Genomic DNA, 19,805 nt, shown 5'->3' with positions numbered 1-19,805 from the left:
AAGTTCAGCTGATCGACTCGGCGTCGGGGATATGGGGGCATCCCGGGTGCAGAATGCCCCCATATCCCCGGCATGGCGCATCCGGTCCCCGACATGGCACGTCCGGCCGAAACCGGCGGAACGGGGTGGTCTCACGAGCGGGACAGGGGCAGCCGCGCGGGCACCCGCCGAGAGATCATCTCCCGGTGCCCGCAAAGAACTCTCGCGCCCCCCTGATGGCGACGCTCGCCGCCCTGGCCGGCGTCGCGATCCTCCTCGCCGCCCCCGCGCCTCCGGGCGAGCCCGGTCGCACCGCCATCGCCCGGGTGTCCCCGGCGACGCCCCCCACCGCCGGGGAGGACCGGACGCCCCACCCGACTCCGCCCACGAGCGCATCCGCGCGGCCCGAGGGCCCGGATCGGCCCGACCAGGGCGAACGGCTCGACCCGCCCGGCACCGGGTTGCCGGCTGCGAGGGTCCCGGGAGCGAGCCGCCCCGACCGGCGGCCCCCGGTGGTCGACCACGGCCCGCGCACCGGCGACCTGGTGGCGCTGACCTTCGACGCGGACATGACGGACGCGATGCGGTACCAGCTACGCAGCGGTGCGGTGCGGTCGTACGCGAACCTGGCGATCGTCGACCTACTGGAGCGCGAGCGGGTGCCGGCCACCTTCTTCCTGACCGGCAAGTGGGTCGAGGAGTACCCCGAGGTGACCCGTCGGCTGGCCGCCAACCCGCGCTTCGAGCTGGCCAACCACACGTACGGCCACCTCGCCTTCACCGCCGACTGCTACCACCTGCCGACGATTCCCCGGCAGCGGATGGCCACCGACGTGGCCCGGACGTTCGACGTGATCGCCCCGTACGGCGGCCGGCAGACCCGGTACTTCCGCTTCCCCGGGCTGTGCCACGACGGCGCGGCACTGGCCGCACTCGCCCCGCTGGGCGTCACCGTCGTGGACGGGGACGTCATCAGCGGCGACCCGTTCGCGAAGTCCTGGCGGCCGGTCGTCGACGCGGTGCTGTCCCGGGTACGCCCCGGCTCGATCGTCGTCCTGCACGTCACCGAGGCCAACGCTCCCATGACCGACGAGGCGCTGCCGCACATCCTGGCCGGGCTGACCGCCCAGGGCCTGAGGCCGGCACCGCTCTCCGAGGTGCTGGGCACCACGCCGGCCGGCTGACCGAAACAACCGATCACTCACACTAAATCCGACAAAAGCCTAATATCGGATGGGAGTCTGCGAGAACCAGAGGAGGTCGTCATGACTACGGCGATGGAGATGCCCCGCGTCCAGGAATGCGTGGTCACGGCCTGCGCCTACAACCACACCAGCGACTGCCACGCGTTCGCCATCACGATCGGCAGCGCCGACCACGCGCACTGCCACACGTTCGTCGAGATGCCGGTCCGGGGTGGCATCGAGGACATGATCGCCCAGGTCGGTGCCTGCCAGCGCTCGGACTGCCGGCACAACTCCGATCTGGAGTGTCACGCCCCGGCGATCCGCGTCGGCCCGGACAACGACATGGCCGACTGCATGACCTACTCCAGCCGCTGACGCGGCGTTGCGCGTTGGCAGCTGTTGGCAGGGGCCCCTTGTACAACAGAATGCGTTGACAAGGGGCCCCTGCTTACAAGCCGTTGGCGTGGCGGACGACGGTGACCAGGTCGTCGACGATGCCGGTGAGGGCGAAGTCCTTCGGCGTGAAGACCCGGGCCACGCCGGCCGCCCGCAGCGCGTCGGCGTGGGCGGCCGGGATGATGCCGCCGACCACCACCGGCAGGTCGCCCCGCCCGGCGGCGCGCAGCCCGTCCAGCACGGCCGGCACCGCCGCCAGGTGCGAGCCGGACAGCACGGAGAGCCCGACCAGATCGACGTCCTCCTCCACGGCGGCGGCGACGATCTGACCGGCGGTGAGGCGGATGCCCTGGTAGATCACCTCGAAGCCGGCGTCGCGGGCGCGTACCGCGATCTGCTCGGCGCCGTTGGAGTGCCCGTCCAGGCCGGGCTTGCCGACCAGCAGTCGCAGCCGGCCACCGCCCAGCTTTCGGGCCGTCGCGGCGACCCGCTCCCGCACGGCGGCCAGGGTCGCGTCGCCGCCCGACCCGGCACCGCCGGTCAGCCCGGTCGGCGCCCGGTACTCCCCGAAGACCCGCCGCAGCGCGCCGGCCCACTCGCCGGTGGTCACCCCGGCCCGCACGCACTCCAGCGTTGCCGGCATGAGGTTCGCGGTGGTCGCGGCGTCCGCGCGCAGCCGGTCGAGTGCCGCGTCGACGGCCACGCCGTCACGCCCGGCCCGCCATCCGCGTACGGCGGCCACGGCCGCCGCCTCCACCGCCGGGTCGACCTGCTCGATGGACTCCGCGCCGGCCGCGGTCAGCGGCGACGGCTCGGTCTCGGTGAACCGGTTGACGCCCACCACCGTGTCCGCGCCGGACTCCACCCGGCGGCGGCGCTCGGTCAGCGAGGCGACCAGCGCGCTCTTGAGGTACCCGGACTCGACGGCGGCCACCACGCCGCCCAATTCCAGGACCTTGTCCAACTCCACCCGGGCCCCGGTGACGACCTCGTCGACCAGCGCGGTCATCACGTGCGAGCCGGCGAACAGGTCCGGATACTCCAGCAGGTCCGACTCGTACGCGAGGACCTGCTGCATCCGCAGCGACCACTGCTGGTCCCAGGGACGGGGCAGGCCGAGCGCCTCGTTCCAGGCCGGCAGTTGCACGGCGCGGGCGCGGGCGTCGCGGGACAGGGTGACGCCGAGCATCTCCAGCACGATGCGCTGGATGTTGTTCTCCGGCTGGGCCTCGGTCAGCCCGAGCGAGTTGACTTGCACCCCGTACCGGAAGCGACGCTGCCTGCGGTCGGTCACGCCGTACCGGTCGCGGGTGATCTCGTCCCAGAGCGCGCCGAACGCCCGCATCTTGGCGATCTCCTCGACGAACCGCACACCGGCGTTGACGAAGAACGAGATCCGGGCGACCACGTCGCCCATCCGCTCGGCGGGCACCTGACCGGAGTCGCGTACCGCGTCGAGCACGGCGACGGCGGTGGCGAGGGCGAAGCCGACCTCCTGCACCGGCGTCGCTCCGGCCTCCTGAAGGTGGTACGAGCAGATGTTCACCGGGTTCCACCGCGGCATCTCAAGCAGCGTGTACGCGACTACGTCGGCGGTGAGCCGCAGCGACGCCGCCGGCGGGAAGATGTACGTCCCCCGGGACAGGTACTCCTTGATGATGTCGTTCTGCGTGGTACCGGCGCAGCGAACCAACTCGGCACCCTGCTCCGCGCAGACGCCACGATAGAGGGCGAGCAGCCACATGGCCGGCGCGTTGATCGTCATGGACGTGTTCATGTCGGCGAGTGGAATGCCGTCGAAGAGGGCCCGCATGTCGCCGAGGTGGGCCACCGGCACCCCGACCCGGCCGACCTCGCCGGCGGCCAGCTCGTGGTCGGGGTCGTACCCGGTCTGGGTGGGCAGGTCGAAGGCGACCGACAGGCCGGTCTGCCCCTTGGTCAGGTTGCGGCGGAAGAGGGCGTTGCTCGCGGCGGCCGAGGAGTGCCCGGCGTACGTCCGCATCACCCACGGGCGGTCGCGCTCGGACAGCCGGCCGGAGGAAGCCTTCTCATCCATGGCCGGAGTTTAAGTTACCGCTCAGTAGAACGAGCTGTGGAAAACTACACAGGTCCATGTCGCGGACGGCGGGGCGCAGAGCACGCGGCATGGCCGTGACCACCACACCCCGGCCGTCCGCCGGCCCTGCCCAGGTCGCACACTTGACGGCATGGATGACGAGCTGGCGATCTCCGTCCGGGGGCTGCGCAAGGCGTACGGCGACAACGTCGCGGTGGCAGGCGTGGACCTCGACGTCCGCCGCGGCGAGGTGTTCGCGCTGCTCGGCCCGAACGGCGCGGGCAAGACCACCACGGTGGAGATCCTGGAGGGCTACCGGCGGCGCGACGCCGGCGAGGTCCGGGTGCTGGGCAGCGACCCCGAGGTTGCCTTCGGGTCGCGACTGCGGGGCTCGCAAGCGCGCTCCTCGCGCGCCCCAGGGCACCCCGCCCGTGACTGGCGCTCCCGGATCGGCATCGTGCTCCAGGGCACCGGCGAGTTCGACGAGCTGACCGTCACCGAGGTGGTCCGCCACTTTTCGGGCTTCTACCCCGACGCCGACGACCCGGCGAAGGTCGTCGAGCGGGTCGGCCTGGGCGCGAAGGCGAAAGCCCGCACCCACACCCTCTCCGGCGGGCAGAAGCGCCGCCTCGACGTGGCCCTCGGCATCGTCGGCCGCCCCGAGCTGCTCTTCCTCGACGAGCCGACCACCGGCTTCGACCCGGAGGCGCGCCGCGAGTTCTGGGAGCTGATCCGGGACCTGGCCGCCGCCGGCACCACCATCGTGCTGACCACCCACTACCTCGACGAGGCCGAGTCGCTCGCCGACCGGGTCGGGGTGATCGCCGCAGGTCGGGTGATCGAGGTCGCCCCGCCGAAGCTGCTGGGCGACCGCCAGGACGCGCTCGCGACGGTTTCCTGGCGTACCCCCGAGGGGGCGCTGGAGAGCGTGGAGAGCGCGGCACCGACGGCACTGGTCGCGGAGCTGGCCGCGCGCTACGGCGGCGAGGTCCCCGGCCTCACGGTGACCCGGCCGACCCTGGAAGACGTCTACCTGCGGATGATCGGACACCCATGACGACCACGACGGATCAGGCGGCCCCGGCCACCGCCGCCGCACCGGCCCGGCGGCCGGGCGCCGGCACGCTCGCCCTGCGCCAGGGCCGCCTGGAGATCACCCAGTTCCTGCGCAGCCGGGAGTCCGTCGTGTTCACGATGGGCTTCCCGATCATCATGATCCTGATCTTCGCGGCGATCTTCAACGACGAGATCGCCCCCGGGGTGAGCTTCACGCAGTATTTCATCACCGGCATGATCGCGACCGGCCTGATGACGGTCAGCTTCCAGAACCTGGGCATCTGGATTCCGATCGAGCGGGACCGGGGGGTGCTCAAGCGGTACCGGGGCACGCCGATGCCGAAGTGGGTGTGGTTCGCCGGCAAGGTGATCGTGGTGGTGGCGATCGGCGTCGCCGAGACCGCCCTGCTGCTCGCCGTCTCGGTCGCCCTGTTCGACCTGAAGCTGCCCGGCACGGCCGGGAAGTGGTTCACCTTCGGCTGGGTGTCCGTCCTCGGGGTCACCGCGTGCACCCTGTGCGGCATCGCGATCTCGTCGCTGGCCCGTACGGCGCGCAGCGGATCGGCCGTGGTCACCCCGGTCGCCCTGGTGCTCCAGTTCATCTCCGGGGTGTTCTTCGTCTTCACCAACCTACCGTCCTGGATGCAGCAGGTGGCGGCGCTCTTCCCGCTGAAGTGGATGTGCCAGGGGCTGCGGGCGGTGTTCCTGCCGGAGAGTTTCGGCGCCCGGGAGCCGGGCGGCTCGTTCGAGCTGGGCCGGGTCGCCCTCGTCCTCGCCCTGTGGTGCGTGATCGGCCTGGTGCTCTGCCTGACCACCTTCCGCTGGACCACCAAGCGCGACGGCTGAGGTGTAAGGAAGGGCCCCCTGTTAACGCATACGGTAGAGAGGGGTTCCCCTCTCACCGGCCCGTCGCGGGCGGGGCTCGCACGCGCGGGGCAGCCGATGTGGGGCAAAGCTGGGAGACTGTGCCGATGGTGGCGCGACCGACGCGGCGTGCGTTGCTGCTGGCCGGTTCCGGCGCGGTGACGCTTTCCGTGGGCGGTGGCTTCGCGGCCCGAGAGCTGACCCGTCCGCGCCCCGGGCCGGCCCCCGAGCTGCCCGACGCCCCGGCCGGCGACGAGCGGCTGGTCCGGCGGGAATCGGCGGCCCGGGGTCGTGCCGTCGACTTCTGGACGGCCGTGCCGGCGGGGCACGGCGACGGGCGAGGGCTGCCGGTCTGCCTGGTGCTGCACGGCGCGTCGGCAACCCCGCGCGACTACGCGCGCTTCGGGCTGGCCCGGTTCCTCACCGACGCGACGCGCCGGGGCACGGCCCCGTTCGTCCTCGCCGGAGCGACCGGCGGCCGGCTCTCCTGGCGGCCCTCAGGAGCCGACGACCCGCAGCGGATGGTGCGCGAGGAGCTGCCTGCCTGGTGTGCCGAGCGCGGCTTCGACGCCGGCCGCGTCGCCGCCTGGGGCTGGTCGATGGGTGGATTCGGGGCGCTGCTGCTCGCCGAGACCTTCCCCGGCTGGCTGCGCGCGGTGGCCGCGTTCTCCCCCGCCGTACGCGGCGGGGACGCGGTCCTCACCGGCGTGGCACGGCTGCGCGGCACGCCGGTAGGGCTCTGGTGCGGCCGGCAGGACGGCCTGCTGAGCGAGGTCCGGGCACTGGCCCGCGCGCTGCCCGAGCCCCCGGTGCGCGCCGAGTACGCCGACGGCCGGCACGACTTCACCTACTGGGGCACGGTCATCCCGGATGCCTTCGCCCTGCTGGGCTCGGCCCTCGCCCGCCCCTGACGTCGCCGGCGGGAGGCCGACGGCCGGCGGGCGCAGGAGACCGGCCGGGAGGCCGACGGCCGGCGGGCACAGGAAACCGGTGGGAGGGCGACGGCCGGCCCCGCGGGCGAACACGCGTCCGCGGGGCCGCACCCGTCAGTACGTGTAGAAGCCCTTGCCGGTCTTGCGCCCCAGGTCGCCTGCGGTGACCATGCGCTGGAGCAGCTCCGGCGGGAAGAACTTCTCGTCGGCGGTGTCGGTGTAGATGTTCCTCGAGGCGTGCATGAGCACGTCGACGCCGGTCAGGTCGGTGGTCGCCAGCGGGCCCATCGCGTGGCCGAAACCGAGCTTGCAGGCGGTGTCCAGGTCCTCGGCCGACACGACGCCGGACTCGACGAGCTTGACCGCCTCGACGACCAGCGCGGCGATCAGCCGGGTGGTGACGAAGCCGGCGATGTCCCGATTCACCACGACGACGGTCTTGCCGATGCCCTCGGCGAACGCCTTAGCAGTGGCCAGGACCTCGTCGCTGGTCTTGTAGCCCCGGACCAGCTCGCACAGCTTCATCATCGGCACCGGCGAGAAGAAGTGCGTGCCGACGACCGACTCGGGGCGTTCGGTCACGGCGGCGATCTGGGTGACCGGGATGGCCGAGGTGTTGGTGGCGAGCACCGCCTCGGCCTTGCAGATCTCGTCCAGGGCCCGGAAGACCTCGTGCTTGATCTCCAGCCGCTCGAAGACCGCCTCGATGACGATGTCCGCGTCGGCCACCGCCTCAAGGTCGGTGGTCGGGGTGATCCGGCCCAGCGTGGCCTCCACCTCGCCGGGCTCGATCTTGCCCTTCTCGGCGAACTTCTCCAGCGACTTCCGGATGCCGGCCAGTCCGCGCCCGGTGGCCGCGTCGTCCAGGTCCCGCAGCGTCACCTGCCATCCCGCCTGCGCCGCCACCTGGGCGATGCCCGAGCCCATCAGCCCGGCCCCGACGACCGCGAGTCGACCCGCCATCTGCTTCTCCCTCGCCTGCTTGATTGTCTCTCAGCACCCTACTGGCGATACTGAACGACAACTAAGCCGACCGCCGGGCCGCGCCGGACACCGGGCCACACCCGCGCTGCGCTGAGGCCCCGCCGGACGACACGGGGCCACGCGCCGCGCGGGGCCCGCCCGCGCTCAGATCTCCAGCGCCGGTTCCTCCGGTGCGCTGACCCGCTCGACCCGCACCCCGAGCGCCCGCAGGTCGGCGACGAAGTCCGGGTAGCCGCGGTCGACGTGGTGCACGTGGGAGACCTCGGTGACCCCGTCCGCGCAGAGGCCGGCGATGATCAGCCCCGCGCCGGCCCGGATGTCGGTGGCCCGTACGGGCGCGCCCGAGAGCCGGTCCCGGCCCCGGACCACGGCGTGGTGGCCGTCGGTCTTGATGTCCGCGCCCAGCCGCAACATCTCGTTGGCGAACATGAACCGGCCGTCGAAGATGTTCTCGGTGATCAGGGACGCGCCGTCGCTCACCGCGGCGAGCCCGATCGCCATCGGCAGCAGGTCGGTGGCGAAGCCCGGGTAGGGCAGGGTGACCACGTCGACGGACGTGGGCCGGTCTTCCATGCGTACCCGGAAGGCGTCGCCCCGGGTCTCTACCAGCCCGCCGACGCAGACCAGCTTGTCGAGCGCGACCTCCAGGAAGCCCGGGTCGATGCCGGTCACGGTGACGTCCCCCCGGGTCATCGCGGCGGCGAACGCCCAGGTCCCGGCGACGATCCGGTCCCCCACCGTGGCGTGCCGCACCGGCCGCAGCTCGGGCACCCCGTCGATGTGCAGGGTGCAGGTGCCCTCCCCCTCGATCCGGGCACCCATCCGGATCAGCATCGAGCAGAGGTCGACGATCTCCGGTTCCCGGGCCGCGTTGTCGATCACCGTCGTGCCCCGGGCCAGCACGGCGGCCATCACCAGGTTCTCGGTCGCCCCGACGCTGGGGAAGTCCAGGACAATGTCCGCGCCGTGCAGGCCGTCCGGGGCGGCGGCGATGACGAAGCCGTGCTCGCCGGAGATGTCGGCGCCCATCCGGGTCAGCCCGGCGACGTGCATGTCCAGCCCCCGGGAGCCGATGGCGTCCCCGCCGGGGTGGGCCACCCGGACGTAACCCCGGCGGGCCAGCAGCGGGCCCAGCACGCAGATGGACGCGCGCAGCCGGCGGACCAGGTCGTAGTCGGCCTCCGCGCCGGGCTGCTCGGGCACGTCGATGGTGACCGACCGGGACCGGGCCACCCCGCCCCGGGCCACCATCGGGTCGACCGGGTCGTCGGCGTCGAAGCGGACGACGCAGCCCAGCCGGCGCAGCACCTCGCCCATGATGGCGATGTCGGTGATGCGCGGAACGTTCGTGATCACGCTGAGCCCGGGGGCGAGCAGCGCGGCGGCCATCAGCTTGAGGGCCGAGTTCTTCGCCCCGACCACGTGCACGGTCCCGGCGAGTCGGGCGTCACCGGCGACGCGGATGACGTCGACGTCGCTGACCGCCGGGTCGCCGGCGTCGCCGGGACCGAGCCCGGCAGGGCGTGCCGGCTCCGGTCGGGCGGGGATGGTCAGGTCCGGTATCCGTAGGCTGTGCGTCATGGCCGTCCACCTCACGCGCATCTACACCAAGGCCGGCGACGCCGGCATGACCAGGCTTAGCAACAACGAACAGGTGCCGAAGACCGACCCACGGATCGCCGCGTACGCGGACGTGGACGAGTGCAACGCCGCGCTCGGCGTCGCGCTCGCCCTCGGGCAGCTCGACGACGAACTGCGGGCGGTGCTGGGGTCGATCCAGAACGACATGTTCGACGTGGGGGCCGACCTGTCCACCCCCGTGGAGCCGGACCCGGAGTACCCGCCGCTGCGGGTCACCGAGGAGTACGTAAAGCGACTGGAGGGATGGTGCGACGAGTACAACGCACGCCTGAGCAAGCTTGACTCCTTCATCCTCCCCGGCGGCACCGCCGGAGCGGCACTGCTGCACGTCGCACGGACGATCGCCCGGCGGGCCGAGCGGGCGGCGTGGACGCTGGTCGCGCACGACCCCGACCGGACCAGCACCCTCCCGGCAAAGTATCTCAACCGGCTCTCCGATCTGCTCTTTATCCTGTCAAGAACGGCAAATCCGGCGGGCGATGTGCTGTGGGTCCCGGGCGGTGACCGCTGAGCAGGGCTGGCCGCTGGGCGGGCTGCGCCGGGCTGAGCCGCCAGGACCGTGGCGGCTCGGCCCGGCGTGGCGGCTCGGCCCGGCGTACGTCGGTGCTGGATGAGTCCCCGGCGCTGACCGGACGAAACCACGACCGGCTCGACCTCACGAAACACACCCGGGATACCGACACGGCGTACCAGCTCAGACGGCCGTCCGCTGAAGTTGATGCGGCATGTTCCAGCCTTCGGCGAGTCTCGAGGGATGGACGTTGTGGCCGCCGCCGAAGAACTCGCAGAACTTCATGATGAGCGGGTCCCACCCGAGCGGGTCCACGTAGTGCGTCCCGGGAATGATCAGATCCTCCTCGACGTGGGCGCGAAGAACCTCGACCTGGAAGGCAGTGGCGTGAGGGGTGGGACTGCCGAAGGGATGCGCCGAGACGACCCTGCACTCCAGCTGGACCGGGCATTCCGCGACCCGGGGCACCCCGACCAGCTCCGACGCCTGCTCGGTCAGCCGCGCGGCCGAGAACTTGTCCGGCTCGTATCGGTAACCCTGCGCCGCCCTGTAGTCCGGTACCACCGGCGTCCCGGTGGTGAGCGCGATCCGGTCAACGGCGTCGACCATCGCTGACGAGGGCAGGTTGAGCACGCATTCGCGTTCGCGCAGCAGGTTGGCGGTCGTCTGACCGCTGTTGCCGAGACCGAGCATGCAGGACTGGCCCAGCCACCAGACAGAGGACATCGGCGCGAGGTTCGCGGTGCCGTCCTCGTTGCGTGAGCTGATCAGCACCACCGGTGTTCCGAAGTACAACACCTTGAGTCCGGGGACCACGTGCATTCGTTCGCCTCTCGCATCATGTGAGCTGAAGAGACTCGCCAAGCGGTGCACGAGCCGTCACCAACTGTCCGTGAACGAGGCGTGAGCTGCTGGCGACAATCGGACGTTGCGTTCCGCCAACTCGAATCGATCACCCGGCCGCAGACACCCAACCCGTTGCCGGTTACTGGGACACGTTCCCGTGGGTGGGGCGGGGCGGTCAGGCGGCGGGCCAGTTCTGGGAGGCCAGACGCGGCGAGGCCGCCCCGGGCGGGGCGGCCTCCAGCCAGGACAGGAAGCCCGTGACGGTGGAGCGGGCCATGGCGATCTCCACCGGGGCGTGCCGGCTGGTACAGCGCAGGATCACCCAGTCGGCGGGCATCGAGAGACGCTCCTGCCCCTCGGGCAGCCGACGCCGCTCCACGACCAGGGTCTTACGGGAGAGCACCCGCTTGGGGCGCAGGGCGAAGCTGAACATCCGGTACCACCGGAGTTCGTCGCCGGCGAACCGGCCGAAACCGGGCGACCAGCCTCGACCGTCGAGCATCGTGGTCACCCGGACGCTGAGCCGAATGATCCCGCCGCTGCGCGTGACCAGCGCCCGCCGGAGGAAGAGGATTAACAGGGCCACGAACACCGCGGCGACGCCGATTCCGATCCCTTCCACGATCTCCATCGGCGGATCGGCTCAGCGACTCTGCGCTGCGGTGGCCGGGGTGGCGCTCTCGGCCAGTACGGTGACGCCCTCGCTGCTCACCGAGAGGAAGCCGCCGGCCACCTCGTACGAGATCTGCTCGCCACCGGGCAGCTTGATCCGGACCTGGCCGGGCTCGGCGAGCTGCCCCAGCAGGGGCGCGTGCCCCGGCAGCACACCCAGCTCACCCTCGGTCGTGCGGGCGACGACCATCTCGGCCTCGCCGGACCAGACCTTCTCCTCGACGGCTACGAGCTCGACGTGAAGCTGCTGTGCCACGCTGTCTCCTTGCTGCGGCGGCGGATTGCCGCAAGTCTAGTCGCGCCCGTCGTGGGCTCCCAACGCGGGTGGCGTAAGCTGCGCCACCCGCGCCCGGGAGCCCTACTTCGTCTTGTTCCGGAAGTCCGGATGCTCCAGCAGGAAGGCGTCGAGCTGCTCCTTCTCCAGGGCGGTGAAGAAGTCCTCGGCCTCGGGCCGCAACCGCTCGCCCCGGTACGCCGACCCGGTGCCGATGTTCTCCCCCGGCAGCTTGATCAGCTCGACGTTGTCGGAGCGGATGCCCTTGAGTGCGATCGCGAAGTCGACCACGCTGTTGCCCCGGCCGTTGAAGATCAGCGACTGCCCGGCGGCCCGGATCACCCTGTCCAGCTTGATCGGGTTGGTCACCACGTCGGCGCTGAACGCCTGGTTGACCATCGCCTTGATGAACTGCTGCTGGTGCCGCTGCCGGCCGTAGTCGGCGTCCGGAACGCCGTTCTTCGGGTACCGCTGGCGGACGTAGTCCAGCGCCTGCCAGCCGCTGAGGTGCTGGTTGCCCTTCTTGTAGACCGCCTGAGGGCCGATGTAACCCTCGCCGTGCGGGTTGCCCTTGCGGTGCACCCCGCTCGGCTCGCGGTGCTCGGAGCGCACCTCGCGCTCGATGTACATGTCGACGCCGCCCATCGCGTCGACGATCTTCTGGAAGCCGGTGAAGTTGATGATCGCGCCGCCGTCGAAGCGGTCGATCCCGGTCACCTGCTGCACGGTCTTGGCCAGCAGCTCGAAGCCCCGGGCGGCGTCCGGGTTCTGCCCGGGGACCCGGCTGCCGTACGCCATGGCGGCGTTGAGCTTGTCGGTGCCGCCGCCGAACTCGGCCTTGCTGAACCTCGGGATCTCGACCCGCAGGTCCCGGGGCAACGAGAAGAGGTACGCCCGGTCCAGCTCGGCCGGCACGTGCAGCACCATGACCGAGTCGGCCAGCGGCGGGGTCTTCGCGTCACGCGGATCGATGCCGACCAGCAGGATGTTGAGCGGCCCCTTGATGTCACTCTTGCGCTCCTGGGCGCCGGCGGCCTGGTCGCCGAACAGGTCGCCCTTGCCCACCGCGCCCTCGTACCGGGCCATCAGTGCCTCGTAGCCGACCAGCACCGCGCCGCTGAGCAGCATGAGCACGGCCCCGAAGACCGTGCACACCCGCGACCAGCGGGGCACCCGCGACCACGCCGACGGTTTCTTCCTGCCGCCCTTGCCGGCCTTACCCACGAGCATCTCCGTTCGTCACGCCCACGACTAGGAGACGGGCGTATGCAGCCGAAAAGTTGCCATGATGTTCACTCGTCCGGGGGACGGCGTGAATCGACGGTACCTTGCGTTCGACGGAGCCGCCGATCAGCAACCGGACAGCGGAGATCATAGAGCCTGTAGATGAACGAGGACCGCCCCGGTTGTTACCGGGACGGCCCTCGACAGTGTGACGCAAATCTAGCTCTTCATCAGCTCCGCGGCCTTGCGCTCCAGGTCCTCCAGACCACCGCACATGAAGAAGGCCTGCTCGGGGAAGTGGTCGTACTCCCCCTCGCTGATCTTCTTGAACGCCTCGATGGTCTCGGCGATCGGAACCGTCGAACCCGGCACGCCGGTGAACTGCTCGGCGGCGTAGGTGTTCTGCGACAGGAAGCGCTCGATCCGCCGCGCGCGCTGCACGGTGATCTTGTCTTCCTCCGAGAGCTCCTCGATGCCGAGGATGGCGATGATGTCCTGCAGGTCCTTGTACTTCTGCAGGATCCGCTTGACCTCGGTGGCCACCGCGAAGTGCTCGGCGCCGACGAACTCCGGGGCGAGGATCCGGGACGAGGACGCCAGCGGGTCCACGGCCGGGTAGATGCCCTTGTCGGAGATCGACCGCTCCAGGTTGGTGGTCGCGTCGAGGTGGGCGAACGTGGTGGCCGGGGCGGGGTCGGTGTAGTCGTCCGCCGGCACGTAGATCGCCTGCAGCGAGGTGATGGCCTGGCCCCGGACGGAGGTGATCCGCTCCTGGAGCTCGCCCATCTCGTCGGCCAGGGTCGGCTGGTAACCCACGGCGCTCGGCATCCGGCCGAGCAGGGTGGACACCTCGGAACCGGCCTGGGTGAAGCGGAAGATGTTGTCGATGAAGAGCAGCACCTCCTGCTTCTTGACGTCGCGGAAGTACTCCGCCATGGTCAGCGCGGACAGGGCGACCCGCAGCCGGGTGCCCGGCGGCTCGTCCATCTGGCCGTAGACCAGCGCGGTCTTGTCGATGACGCCGGACTCGGTCATCTCGGCGATGAGGTCGTTGCCCTCGCGGGTGCGCTCCCCCACGCCGGCGAAGACCGACGTACCACCGAAGTTCCGGGCCACCCGGGTGATCATCTCCTGGATGAGCACCGTCTTGCCCACGCCCGCGCCGCCGAACAGACCGATCTTGCCACCCTTGACGTACGGGGCGAGCAGGTCGATGACCTTGATGCCGGTCTCCAGCATCTCGGTCTTCGGCTCCAGGTCCGCGAAGGCCGGGGCCTTGCGGTGGATGCCCCAGTAGTCGTCCGGGCTCAGCGTCTCGCCCTCGGTGAGATTGAGGCACTCGCCGATGGCGTTGAAGACGTGGCCCTTGACCGTGTCGCCCACCGGCACGGTGATCGGCGAACCGGTGTCGCGCACCTCGGCACCGCGCACCAGGCCGTCGGTCGGCTGCATCGAGATGGCGCGGATCAGGTTGTCGCCCAGGTGCTGAGCGACCTCCAGGGTCAGCGTCTTCTCGCCGCCGGAAAGGCTCACGTCGACGTTGAGGGCGTTGAACAGGGCCGGCATGGCGTCGCGCGGGAACTCGGCGTCGACGACCGGGCCGATGACCCGGACCACGCGACCGGTGGCCGTCTTGGTCTCTGCTGGTCCACCAGCAACTGCGGATACAGTCATCACACTTCACTTCCCGACGCGGCGAGCGCGTTCGCGCCGCCGACGATCTCGCTGATCTCCTGGGTGATCCCGGCCTGGCGGGCCGAGTTCATCTCACGCGTGTACTTCTCGATCATCTCTTCGGCGTTGTCGGTGGCGCTCTTCATCGCCCGCCGCCGGGACGCCGACTCGCTCGCCGCCGACTCCAGCAACGCCGCGTAGATCCGCGTGTTGATGTACTTCGGCAGCAGCGCGTCGAGCAGCGCCTCCGCCTCCGGCTCGAACTCGTACGCCGGGAGCAGACCCTCGGACTTGGGCCGGTCCTCGACCTGCATCGGGCCGATGACCTTCGCGACCGGGGTCTGGGTCATCAGGGAGTGGAACTCGGTGTAGACGATGTGCAGCTCGTCGATCCCGAGCACCCCGTCCGGCCCGGCGGAGCCGTCCACGTCGTCCGCGCCGGCGGTGAACGCCTTGATCAGCGTCTCACCCACCTCGCGAGCGTCGGCGAACGTCGGTTGCTCCGAGAAGCCCGTCCAGTTCGCCTCGATCGGCCAGTCCCGGAACCGGTAGAACCCGACGCCCTTGCGGCCGATGACGTAGAGCACCGGCTCCTTGCCCTCGGCGCGCAACCGGGCGATCAGCGACTGCGCGGTCTTGATCGCGTTGGAGCTGTAACCGCCGGCCAGGCCCCGGTCGGCGGTTACCAGCAGGACGCCCGCCCGCCGCACCCGCTCGCGCGGGGTGAGCAGCGGGTGGTCGATCCGGGCGTTGGACGCCAGCGCGGTGAGCACGCCGGTGATGGCCTGGGCGTACGGCAGGGACGCCTGCACCCGGGCCTGGGCCTTGGCGATCCGGCTCGTCGCCACGAGCTCCATCGCCTTGGTGATCTTCTTCATCCCCTTCGCCGAGCGAATCCGTTGACGAAGAACGCGTACCTGGGCCGCCATGAGTCAGCCCTACTGCTTCTCGGCGTTGTCGCGGTAGCGGGTCACCGTCTCGCGGCTCTCTTCGCCCTCCAGCGGGGCTGCCGGGGCCTCGTTGATCCGGGGCTCGTCCTCCTTGCCGAGGAACATCTGCTTGAAGCTCGCGATGGCCTCGTCGAGGGAGGAGATCACGTCGTCGTTCCACTTGTTGTCGGCGATCGCCGCGAGGGTGCCCTCGTGCTTGTGCCGCAGGTACTGGAGGAACTCGGACTCGAACCGGCGCACCTCGCCGACGGGGACGTCGTCGAGCTTGCCCTCGGTTCCGGCCCAGACGGAGACGACCTGCTCCTGCACCGGGAAGGGCGAGTAGTTCGGCTGCTTGAGCAGCTCGACCAGGCGGGAACCGCGCTCCAACTGGGCGCGGGAGGCCTTGTCCAGGTCGGAGGCGAAGGCGGCGAACGCCTCCAGCTCGCGGTACTGGGCCAGGTTGAGCCGCAGCGAGCCGGCGACCTTCTTCATCGGCTTCACCTGGGCGGCGCCGCCGACCCGGGAAACCGAGGTGCCGACGTTGATGGCCGGCCGGACGCCCTGGTTGAAGAGGTCCGTCTCCAGGAAGATCTGGCCGTCGGTGATGGAGATGACGTTGGTCGGGATGAAGGCCGAGATGTCGTTGGCCTTCGTCTCGATGATCGGCAGGCCGGTCATCGAGCCGCCGCCCAGCGCGTCGGAGAGCTTCGCGCAGCGCTCCAGCAGACGGGAGTGCAGGTAGAAGACGTCACCCGGGTACGCCTCGCGGCCCGGCGGGCGGCGCAGCAGCAGCGACACGGCCCGGTACGCCTCCGCCTGCTTGCTCAGGTCGTCGAAGACGATCAGGACGTGCTTGCCGCCGTACATCCAGTGCTGGCCGATGGACGAGCCGGTGTAGGGCGCCAGGTACTTGAAGCCGGCCGGGTCGGACGCCGGGGAGGCCACGATGGTGGTGTACTCCATCGCTCCCGCGTCCTCCAGGATGCCCTTGATCGAGGCGATCGTGGAGGCCTTCTGGCCGATGGCGACGTAGATGCAGCGAACCTGCTTCTTCGGGTCGCCCGAGCGCCAGTTGTCCCGCTGGTTGAGGATGGTGTCCAGGGCGACCGTGGTCTTGCCGGTCTTCCGGTCGCCGATGATGAGCTGCCGCTGGCCCCGGCCGATCGGGGTCATGGCGTCGACCGCCTTGATACCGGTCTGCAGCGGCTCGTCGACGGACTGCCGGGCCATCACGTTCGGGGCCTGCAGCTCCAGCTCGCGGAAGCCCTCGTTGGCGATGTCACCGAGGCCGTCGATCGGCTGGCCGAGCGCGTTGACCACGCGGCCGAGGAAAGCGTCACCGACCGGCACGGAGAGCACCCGGCCGGTGCGCTTGACGCGCTGGCCCTCTTCGAGCTTGGCGGAGTCACCGAGAACGACGACGCCGATCTCCCGGACGTCGAGGTTCAGCGCCACGCCGAGCGTGCCGTCCTCGAACTCCAGGAGCTCGTTGGTCATGGTCGAGGGCAGGCCCTCGACGTGGGCGATACCGTCGCCGGTGTCGGCGACGGTGCCGACCTCCTCGCGGGAGACGTCGGGCGAGTAGGAGGAGACGTAGCGCTCCAGGGCGCCGCGGATCTCCTCCGTCGAGATGGTCAGCTCGGCCATCCTCTGCTTCCTTAAGTATCAGGGGCCCGGGATACCTAGTACCGACCGGTCCGAATGGCGTCTGTCAATCCAGGCGTTTCGCGTGTGCCAGCGGGATGCCGGTCAGCGCTTCGCGAGCGCGTTGCGGGTCTCGTTGAGGCGGCGCAGGACGGTGCCGTCGTACAGGTCGGACCCGACCCGGACGCTGACGCCGCCGAGGACCGAGGGGTCCACCATCTGCTTGACGGAGACCTCCCGACCGTACATCGCTGACAGGCGGGCACCGAGCCGCTGCTCGTCCTCGTCGCTCAACGGGGCCGCCACGGTCACGTACGCGACCCTCCTGTCCCGCCGGTCGGCGGTCAGCTCGACCAGCCGGGTGAGCGAGCCGGTGAAGGAACGCCCGCCGAACCCGTTCAACGCCACCTCGACGAGGCGGACGGTGACCGGGCGGGCCTTGCCGGCGAGCAGCTCGCGGGCCAGCTCGACCCGCCGCTCGGCCGGGCCGACCGGGTCGGACAGCGCCGCCGACAGCGCGGGCTGACCGGCGGCCACCTGGCCGAAGCGGAACAGCTCGTCCTCGACCTCGCCCAGGTCGCCGGAGGCTTCGGCGCTGGCCAGCAGCGCCTCCACGCCGAGGCGCTCGGCGCCGTCGAGCAGCTCCGACGGTGCCGACCACCGGCCGGAGACGAGCTCGGTGAGCAGGTCGAGCGCATCCGCGCCGACCTTGCCCCGGAGCATGTCCCCGAGCAGCCCGGCGCGGTCCGCGCCCGAGCGGGCCGGGTCGGACAGCGCCCGACGCAGCCGCGGCTCACGCCGCAGCAGGCCGGCGACGGCGAGCAGGTCGTCGGCGCTGGCGGCCACCGCCGACGGCTCCGCACCCCGCGCGTACGCCGCCAGGCGCTCGGTCGCGGCCCGGTACGACTCCCGGCTGGCGGCCTGCATCAGCGGGCCCCCGTGCTCTCGAGGTCGCTGAGGAAGCGGTCGACGGTGCCCTTGCGGCGGGCCTCGTCCGCCAGCGACTCGCCGACGATCTTGCTGGCCAGGTCGACCGCGATCGCGCCGACCTCCGTGCGCAGCTCGCGCACGATGGTGGCCCGCTCGGCGGCGAGCTGCTCCTTGCCGGCCGCGATGATCCGGTCGGACTCCTCCCGCGCCTTGGCGAGGATGTCCTGCCGGATGCCCTCCGCGTCGGCCCGGGCGTCGTCCCGGATCTTCGCGGCGTCGGTGCGCGCCTCGGCGAGCTGCGCGCGGTACTGCTCAAGGAGCTGGTTGGCCTCGGCCTGGGCGGCCTCGGCGCGCTTGATGCCACCCTCGATCGCGTCGACCCGGGCCTGGAACGTCTGCTCCATGCGCGGAAAGACGAACTTCATCAGCACGATGCAGAGCAGGACGAAGGCGATGCCACCGACCACGATCTCCTGCCAGATCGGGATGATCGGGTTGTGGGTCGACTCACCACCCTCTGCGGCGAGCAGGTACATGGGAAACCTCCCGGTCGAAGGGCGGGATTTAGAGGTTGCCCTGCCAGATGAAGCCGAAGGCGATACCGAGCAGCGCGAGCGCCTCGATGACGGCGAAGCCGATCCAGACGTACGGCAGGGTCATCCGGGACGACTCCGGCTGGCGGGCGGTCGACTGGATGTAGGCGGCGAAGACCAAACCGACACCGATGCCCGGGCCGATGGCCGCGAGACCGTAGCCGATGGCGGCGGTGCTGCCCTCTACCGCGGCGATGATGTCCATTAGTGGATTCCTCCTGGTTATCACGCGTGACTCTCACGCGGGACGACAACGGGTGGTGCGAGATGGATCAGTGCTCGTCGGCGAGCGCGCCCTGCACGTAGCTGGCGGTGAGCACCGTGAAGACGTATGCCTGCAGGCAGATGACCAGGAACTCGAGGAAGGTGAGGGCGATGGTCATCACCCAGGACAGCACCGAGACCGGGGCCAGCCAGGCGTTGGCGCTGAGCATCGCGAACCCGCCGAGCGTGAAGACCAGCAGGAGCATGTGGCCGGCGAACATGTTCGCGAAGAGACGGACGGCCAGCGAGAACGGCCGGACCAGGAAGGTCGAGAAGAACTCGATCGGGATCAGCAGCGGCAGGATGTACCACGGCGCCGGCGGAATCAGGGAGTTCTTGACGAACTTGCCGAACCCGTGGTGCCGGATGCCCACCCAGATGAACATCACGTAGCTGATCACGGCGAGGAAGGCCGGGAAGGCGATGTGCGAGTTCGGCGAGATCTGGAACAGCGGAACGATCGCGAAGAAGTTCGTCAGCAGGATGAAGCAGAACAGCGTCGTGAAGTACGGCGCGAACCGCACCCCCGCGTGCCCGATCATCTCGACGGCGATGTTGTTGCGCACGAAGCCGTAGATGGACTCGGCGAGCCACTGCTTCTTCGTCGGCACCAGCTGCGGCTTCCGGTAGGTCGCCAGGAAGAAGATGATCAGGACGCCGACGGCGATCCAGACCATGGCCGTAATCTTGGTGAACCAGTAGGAGTCGTGCGCACCCCAGGGCAGGATGCTGGGCAGGTAAAAGTCCTCCACGCTGGGTGGGAATGCCGCCTGGCCCGCTGCCAGGACGTTCGCCTGTCCGAACACCGCGTCCCTTCCTAAGTAGGCGTGCCGAGTCGGCGGACGACCAGGATGATCCCCCCGGCCATGCCGAGCACGACGCCGATCCCGGTGGCGATGCCACCGGTGTCGAGCCACTGGTCGACCAGCCAGCCGACGAAACCCCAGACGAGCATGCCCCCGATCAGGTACGAGAGCGCGGTCCAACCCTGGCCGGCACCGGTCGGAATGTCGTCCGGGCCGCCGCTGGGTCGGGGGGTTTGGTCACCAGCCATGACGGGGCGAACGATATCAGTCGGGAAAACGAGGCTGTGCCTCACCCCCCGCACAACCGTCGTTGTGTGGGCCTCTGGCGGGCGCGTCGTCT

General features: G+C 70.4%; 21 protein-coding genes. 6 read left to right on the top strand and 15 right to left on the bottom strand.

The window, feature by feature from the left end:
• Positions 1-185 precede the first annotated feature (185 nt).
• Positions 186-1,163, top strand: coding sequence for a polysaccharide deacetylase family protein (locus tag E1258_RS00690; RefSeq protein ID WP_243715087.1), 978 nt, complete (start codon positions 186-188; stop codon positions 1,161-1,163).
• 81 nt (positions 1,164-1,244) lie between these two features.
• The gene (locus E1258_RS00685) at positions 1,245-1,541 is read left to right on the top strand and encodes a DUF1540 domain-containing protein (protein ID WP_132395795.1); all 297 of its coding nucleotides are present in this window, start codon (positions 1,245-1,247) and stop codon (positions 1,539-1,541) included.
• Positions 1,542-1,614: 73 nt separating this feature from the next.
• Here the strand turns inward: E1258_RS00685 and E1258_RS00680 are convergent, their stop codons facing one another.
• Positions 1,615-3,618 carry a protein meaA gene (locus E1258_RS00680; protein ID WP_132395793.1) on the bottom strand — a complete coding sequence of 668 codons (2,004 nt, stop codon included), beginning with the start codon at positions 3,616-3,618 and terminating at the stop codon, positions 1,615-1,617.
• Positions 3,619-3,769: 151 nt separating this feature from the next.
• On the opposite strand from E1258_RS00680, the gene E1258_RS00675 reads away from it, so the two are divergent.
• From E1258_RS00675 to E1258_RS00665, 3 genes are all read left to right on the top strand, one after another.
• Positions 3,770-4,675, top strand: a complete 906-nt coding sequence (locus tag E1258_RS00675; RefSeq protein ID WP_132395791.1) for an ABC transporter ATP-binding protein — start codon at positions 3,770-3,772, stop codon at positions 4,673-4,675.
• A complete protein-coding gene (locus tag E1258_RS00670; RefSeq protein WP_132395789.1) occupies positions 4,672-5,520 on the top strand; it encodes an ABC transporter permease in 849 nt (282 codons plus the stop codon). Before E1258_RS00675 ends, E1258_RS00670 begins: the two co-directional genes overlap by 4 nt.
• A gap of 125 nt (positions 5,521-5,645) precedes the next feature.
• Complete coding sequence (locus E1258_RS00665) at positions 5,646-6,449, top strand: alpha/beta hydrolase family protein (protein ID WP_132395787.1); 804 nt, start codon at positions 5,646-5,648, stop codon at positions 6,447-6,449.
• 135 nt (positions 6,450-6,584) lie between these two features.
• Here E1258_RS00665 and E1258_RS00660 read toward each other — a convergent pair whose 3' ends face one another.
• Together E1258_RS00660 and murA are read right to left on the bottom strand one after the other, a co-directional pair.
• Positions 6,585-7,433 (bottom strand): 3-hydroxyacyl-CoA dehydrogenase family protein, encoded by an 849-nt coding sequence (locus E1258_RS00660; RefSeq protein ID WP_132395785.1) that lies wholly within the window; start codon positions 7,431-7,433, stop codon positions 6,585-6,587.
• A gap of 165 nt (positions 7,434-7,598) precedes the next feature.
• Positions 7,599-9,035, bottom strand: a complete 1,437-nt coding sequence (murA, locus tag E1258_RS00655) for a UDP-N-acetylglucosamine 1-carboxyvinyltransferase (RefSeq protein WP_132395783.1) — start codon at positions 9,033-9,035, stop codon at positions 7,599-7,601.
• On the opposite strand from murA, the gene E1258_RS00650 reads away from it, so the two are divergent.
• The gene (locus E1258_RS00650) at positions 9,034-9,606 is read left to right on the top strand and encodes a cob(I)yrinic acid a,c-diamide adenosyltransferase (protein WP_132395781.1); all 573 of its coding nucleotides are present in this window, start codon (positions 9,034-9,036) and stop codon (positions 9,604-9,606) included. The genes murA and E1258_RS00650 overlap by 2 nt on opposite strands.
• Before the next feature lie 183 nt (positions 9,607-9,789).
• Here the strand turns inward: E1258_RS00650 and E1258_RS00645 are convergent, their stop codons facing one another.
• The 12 genes from E1258_RS00645 to E1258_RS00590 all read right to left on the bottom strand — a co-directional run bounded on the left by E1258_RS00645 (position 9,790) and on the right by E1258_RS00590 (position 19,713).
• A complete protein-coding gene (locus E1258_RS00645) occupies positions 9,790-10,428 on the bottom strand; it encodes a flavin reductase family protein (protein WP_132395779.1) in 639 nt (212 codons plus the stop codon).
• 199 nt (positions 10,429-10,627) lie between these two features.
• Positions 10,628-11,083 carry a DUF2550 domain-containing protein gene (locus tag E1258_RS00640; RefSeq protein WP_007072688.1) on the bottom strand — a complete coding sequence of 152 codons (456 nt, stop codon included), beginning with the start codon at positions 11,081-11,083 and terminating at the stop codon, positions 10,628-10,630.
• Between the two features lie 12 nt (positions 11,084-11,095).
• Positions 11,096-11,380, bottom strand: a complete 285-nt coding sequence (locus E1258_RS00635; RefSeq protein WP_132395777.1) for a F0F1 ATP synthase subunit epsilon — start codon at positions 11,378-11,380, stop codon at positions 11,096-11,098.
• A 102-nt stretch (positions 11,381-11,482) separates the two neighbouring features.
• On the bottom strand, positions 11,483-12,628 hold the full coding sequence (locus tag E1258_RS00630; RefSeq protein ID WP_132395775.1) for an LCP family protein: 1,146 nt from the start codon (positions 12,626-12,628) through the stop codon (positions 11,483-11,485).
• 213 nt (positions 12,629-12,841) lie between these two features.
• Positions 12,842-14,296, bottom strand: a complete 1,455-nt coding sequence (gene atpD, locus E1258_RS00625) for a F0F1 ATP synthase subunit beta (protein WP_132395773.1) — start codon at positions 14,294-14,296, stop codon at positions 12,842-12,844.
• The gene (locus E1258_RS00620; RefSeq protein ID WP_132395771.1) at positions 14,296-15,225 is read right to left on the bottom strand and encodes a F0F1 ATP synthase subunit gamma; all 930 of its coding nucleotides are present in this window, start codon (positions 15,223-15,225) and stop codon (positions 14,296-14,298) included. The genes atpD and E1258_RS00620 overlap by 1 nt, the downstream gene beginning before the upstream one ends.
• 9 nt (positions 15,226-15,234) lie before the next feature.
• Positions 15,235-16,875: a F0F1 ATP synthase subunit alpha gene (gene atpA, locus E1258_RS00615; RefSeq protein ID WP_007072693.1), complete on the bottom strand. Its 1,641-nt coding sequence runs from the start codon at positions 16,873-16,875 to the stop codon at positions 15,235-15,237.
• Between the two features lie 102 nt (positions 16,876-16,977).
• The gene (locus E1258_RS00610; protein WP_132395769.1) at positions 16,978-17,799 is read right to left on the bottom strand and encodes a F0F1 ATP synthase subunit delta; all 822 of its coding nucleotides are present in this window, start codon (positions 17,797-17,799) and stop codon (positions 16,978-16,980) included.
• The gene (locus tag E1258_RS00605) at positions 17,799-18,338 is read right to left on the bottom strand and encodes a F0F1 ATP synthase subunit B (protein WP_132395767.1); all 540 of its coding nucleotides are present in this window, start codon (positions 18,336-18,338) and stop codon (positions 17,799-17,801) included. Before E1258_RS00605 ends, E1258_RS00610 begins: the two co-directional genes overlap by 1 nt.
• Positions 18,339-18,366: 28 nt before the next feature.
• Positions 18,367-18,600, bottom strand: coding sequence for an ATP synthase F0 subunit C (locus E1258_RS00600; protein ID WP_007072696.1), 234 nt, complete (start codon positions 18,598-18,600; stop codon positions 18,367-18,369).
• Between the two features lie 67 nt (positions 18,601-18,667).
• The gene (atpB, locus tag E1258_RS00595; protein ID WP_007072697.1) at positions 18,668-19,465 is read right to left on the bottom strand and encodes a F0F1 ATP synthase subunit A; all 798 of its coding nucleotides are present in this window, start codon (positions 19,463-19,465) and stop codon (positions 18,668-18,670) included.
• A gap of 11 nt (positions 19,466-19,476) precedes the next feature.
• On the bottom strand, positions 19,477-19,713 hold the full coding sequence (locus E1258_RS00590; protein ID WP_132395765.1) for an AtpZ/AtpI family protein: 237 nt from the start codon (positions 19,711-19,713) through the stop codon (positions 19,477-19,479).
• Between the last annotated feature and the right edge of the window lie 92 nt (positions 19,714-19,805).

The sequence above is a fragment of the Micromonospora sp. KC207 genome, assembly GCF_004348615.1.
Lineage (GTDB): Bacteria > Actinomycetota > Actinomycetes > Mycobacteriales > Micromonosporaceae > Micromonospora.
Note: the sequence above shows the minus strand (reverse complement) of the source record. Positions and strands in the feature narration are given on the sequence as shown.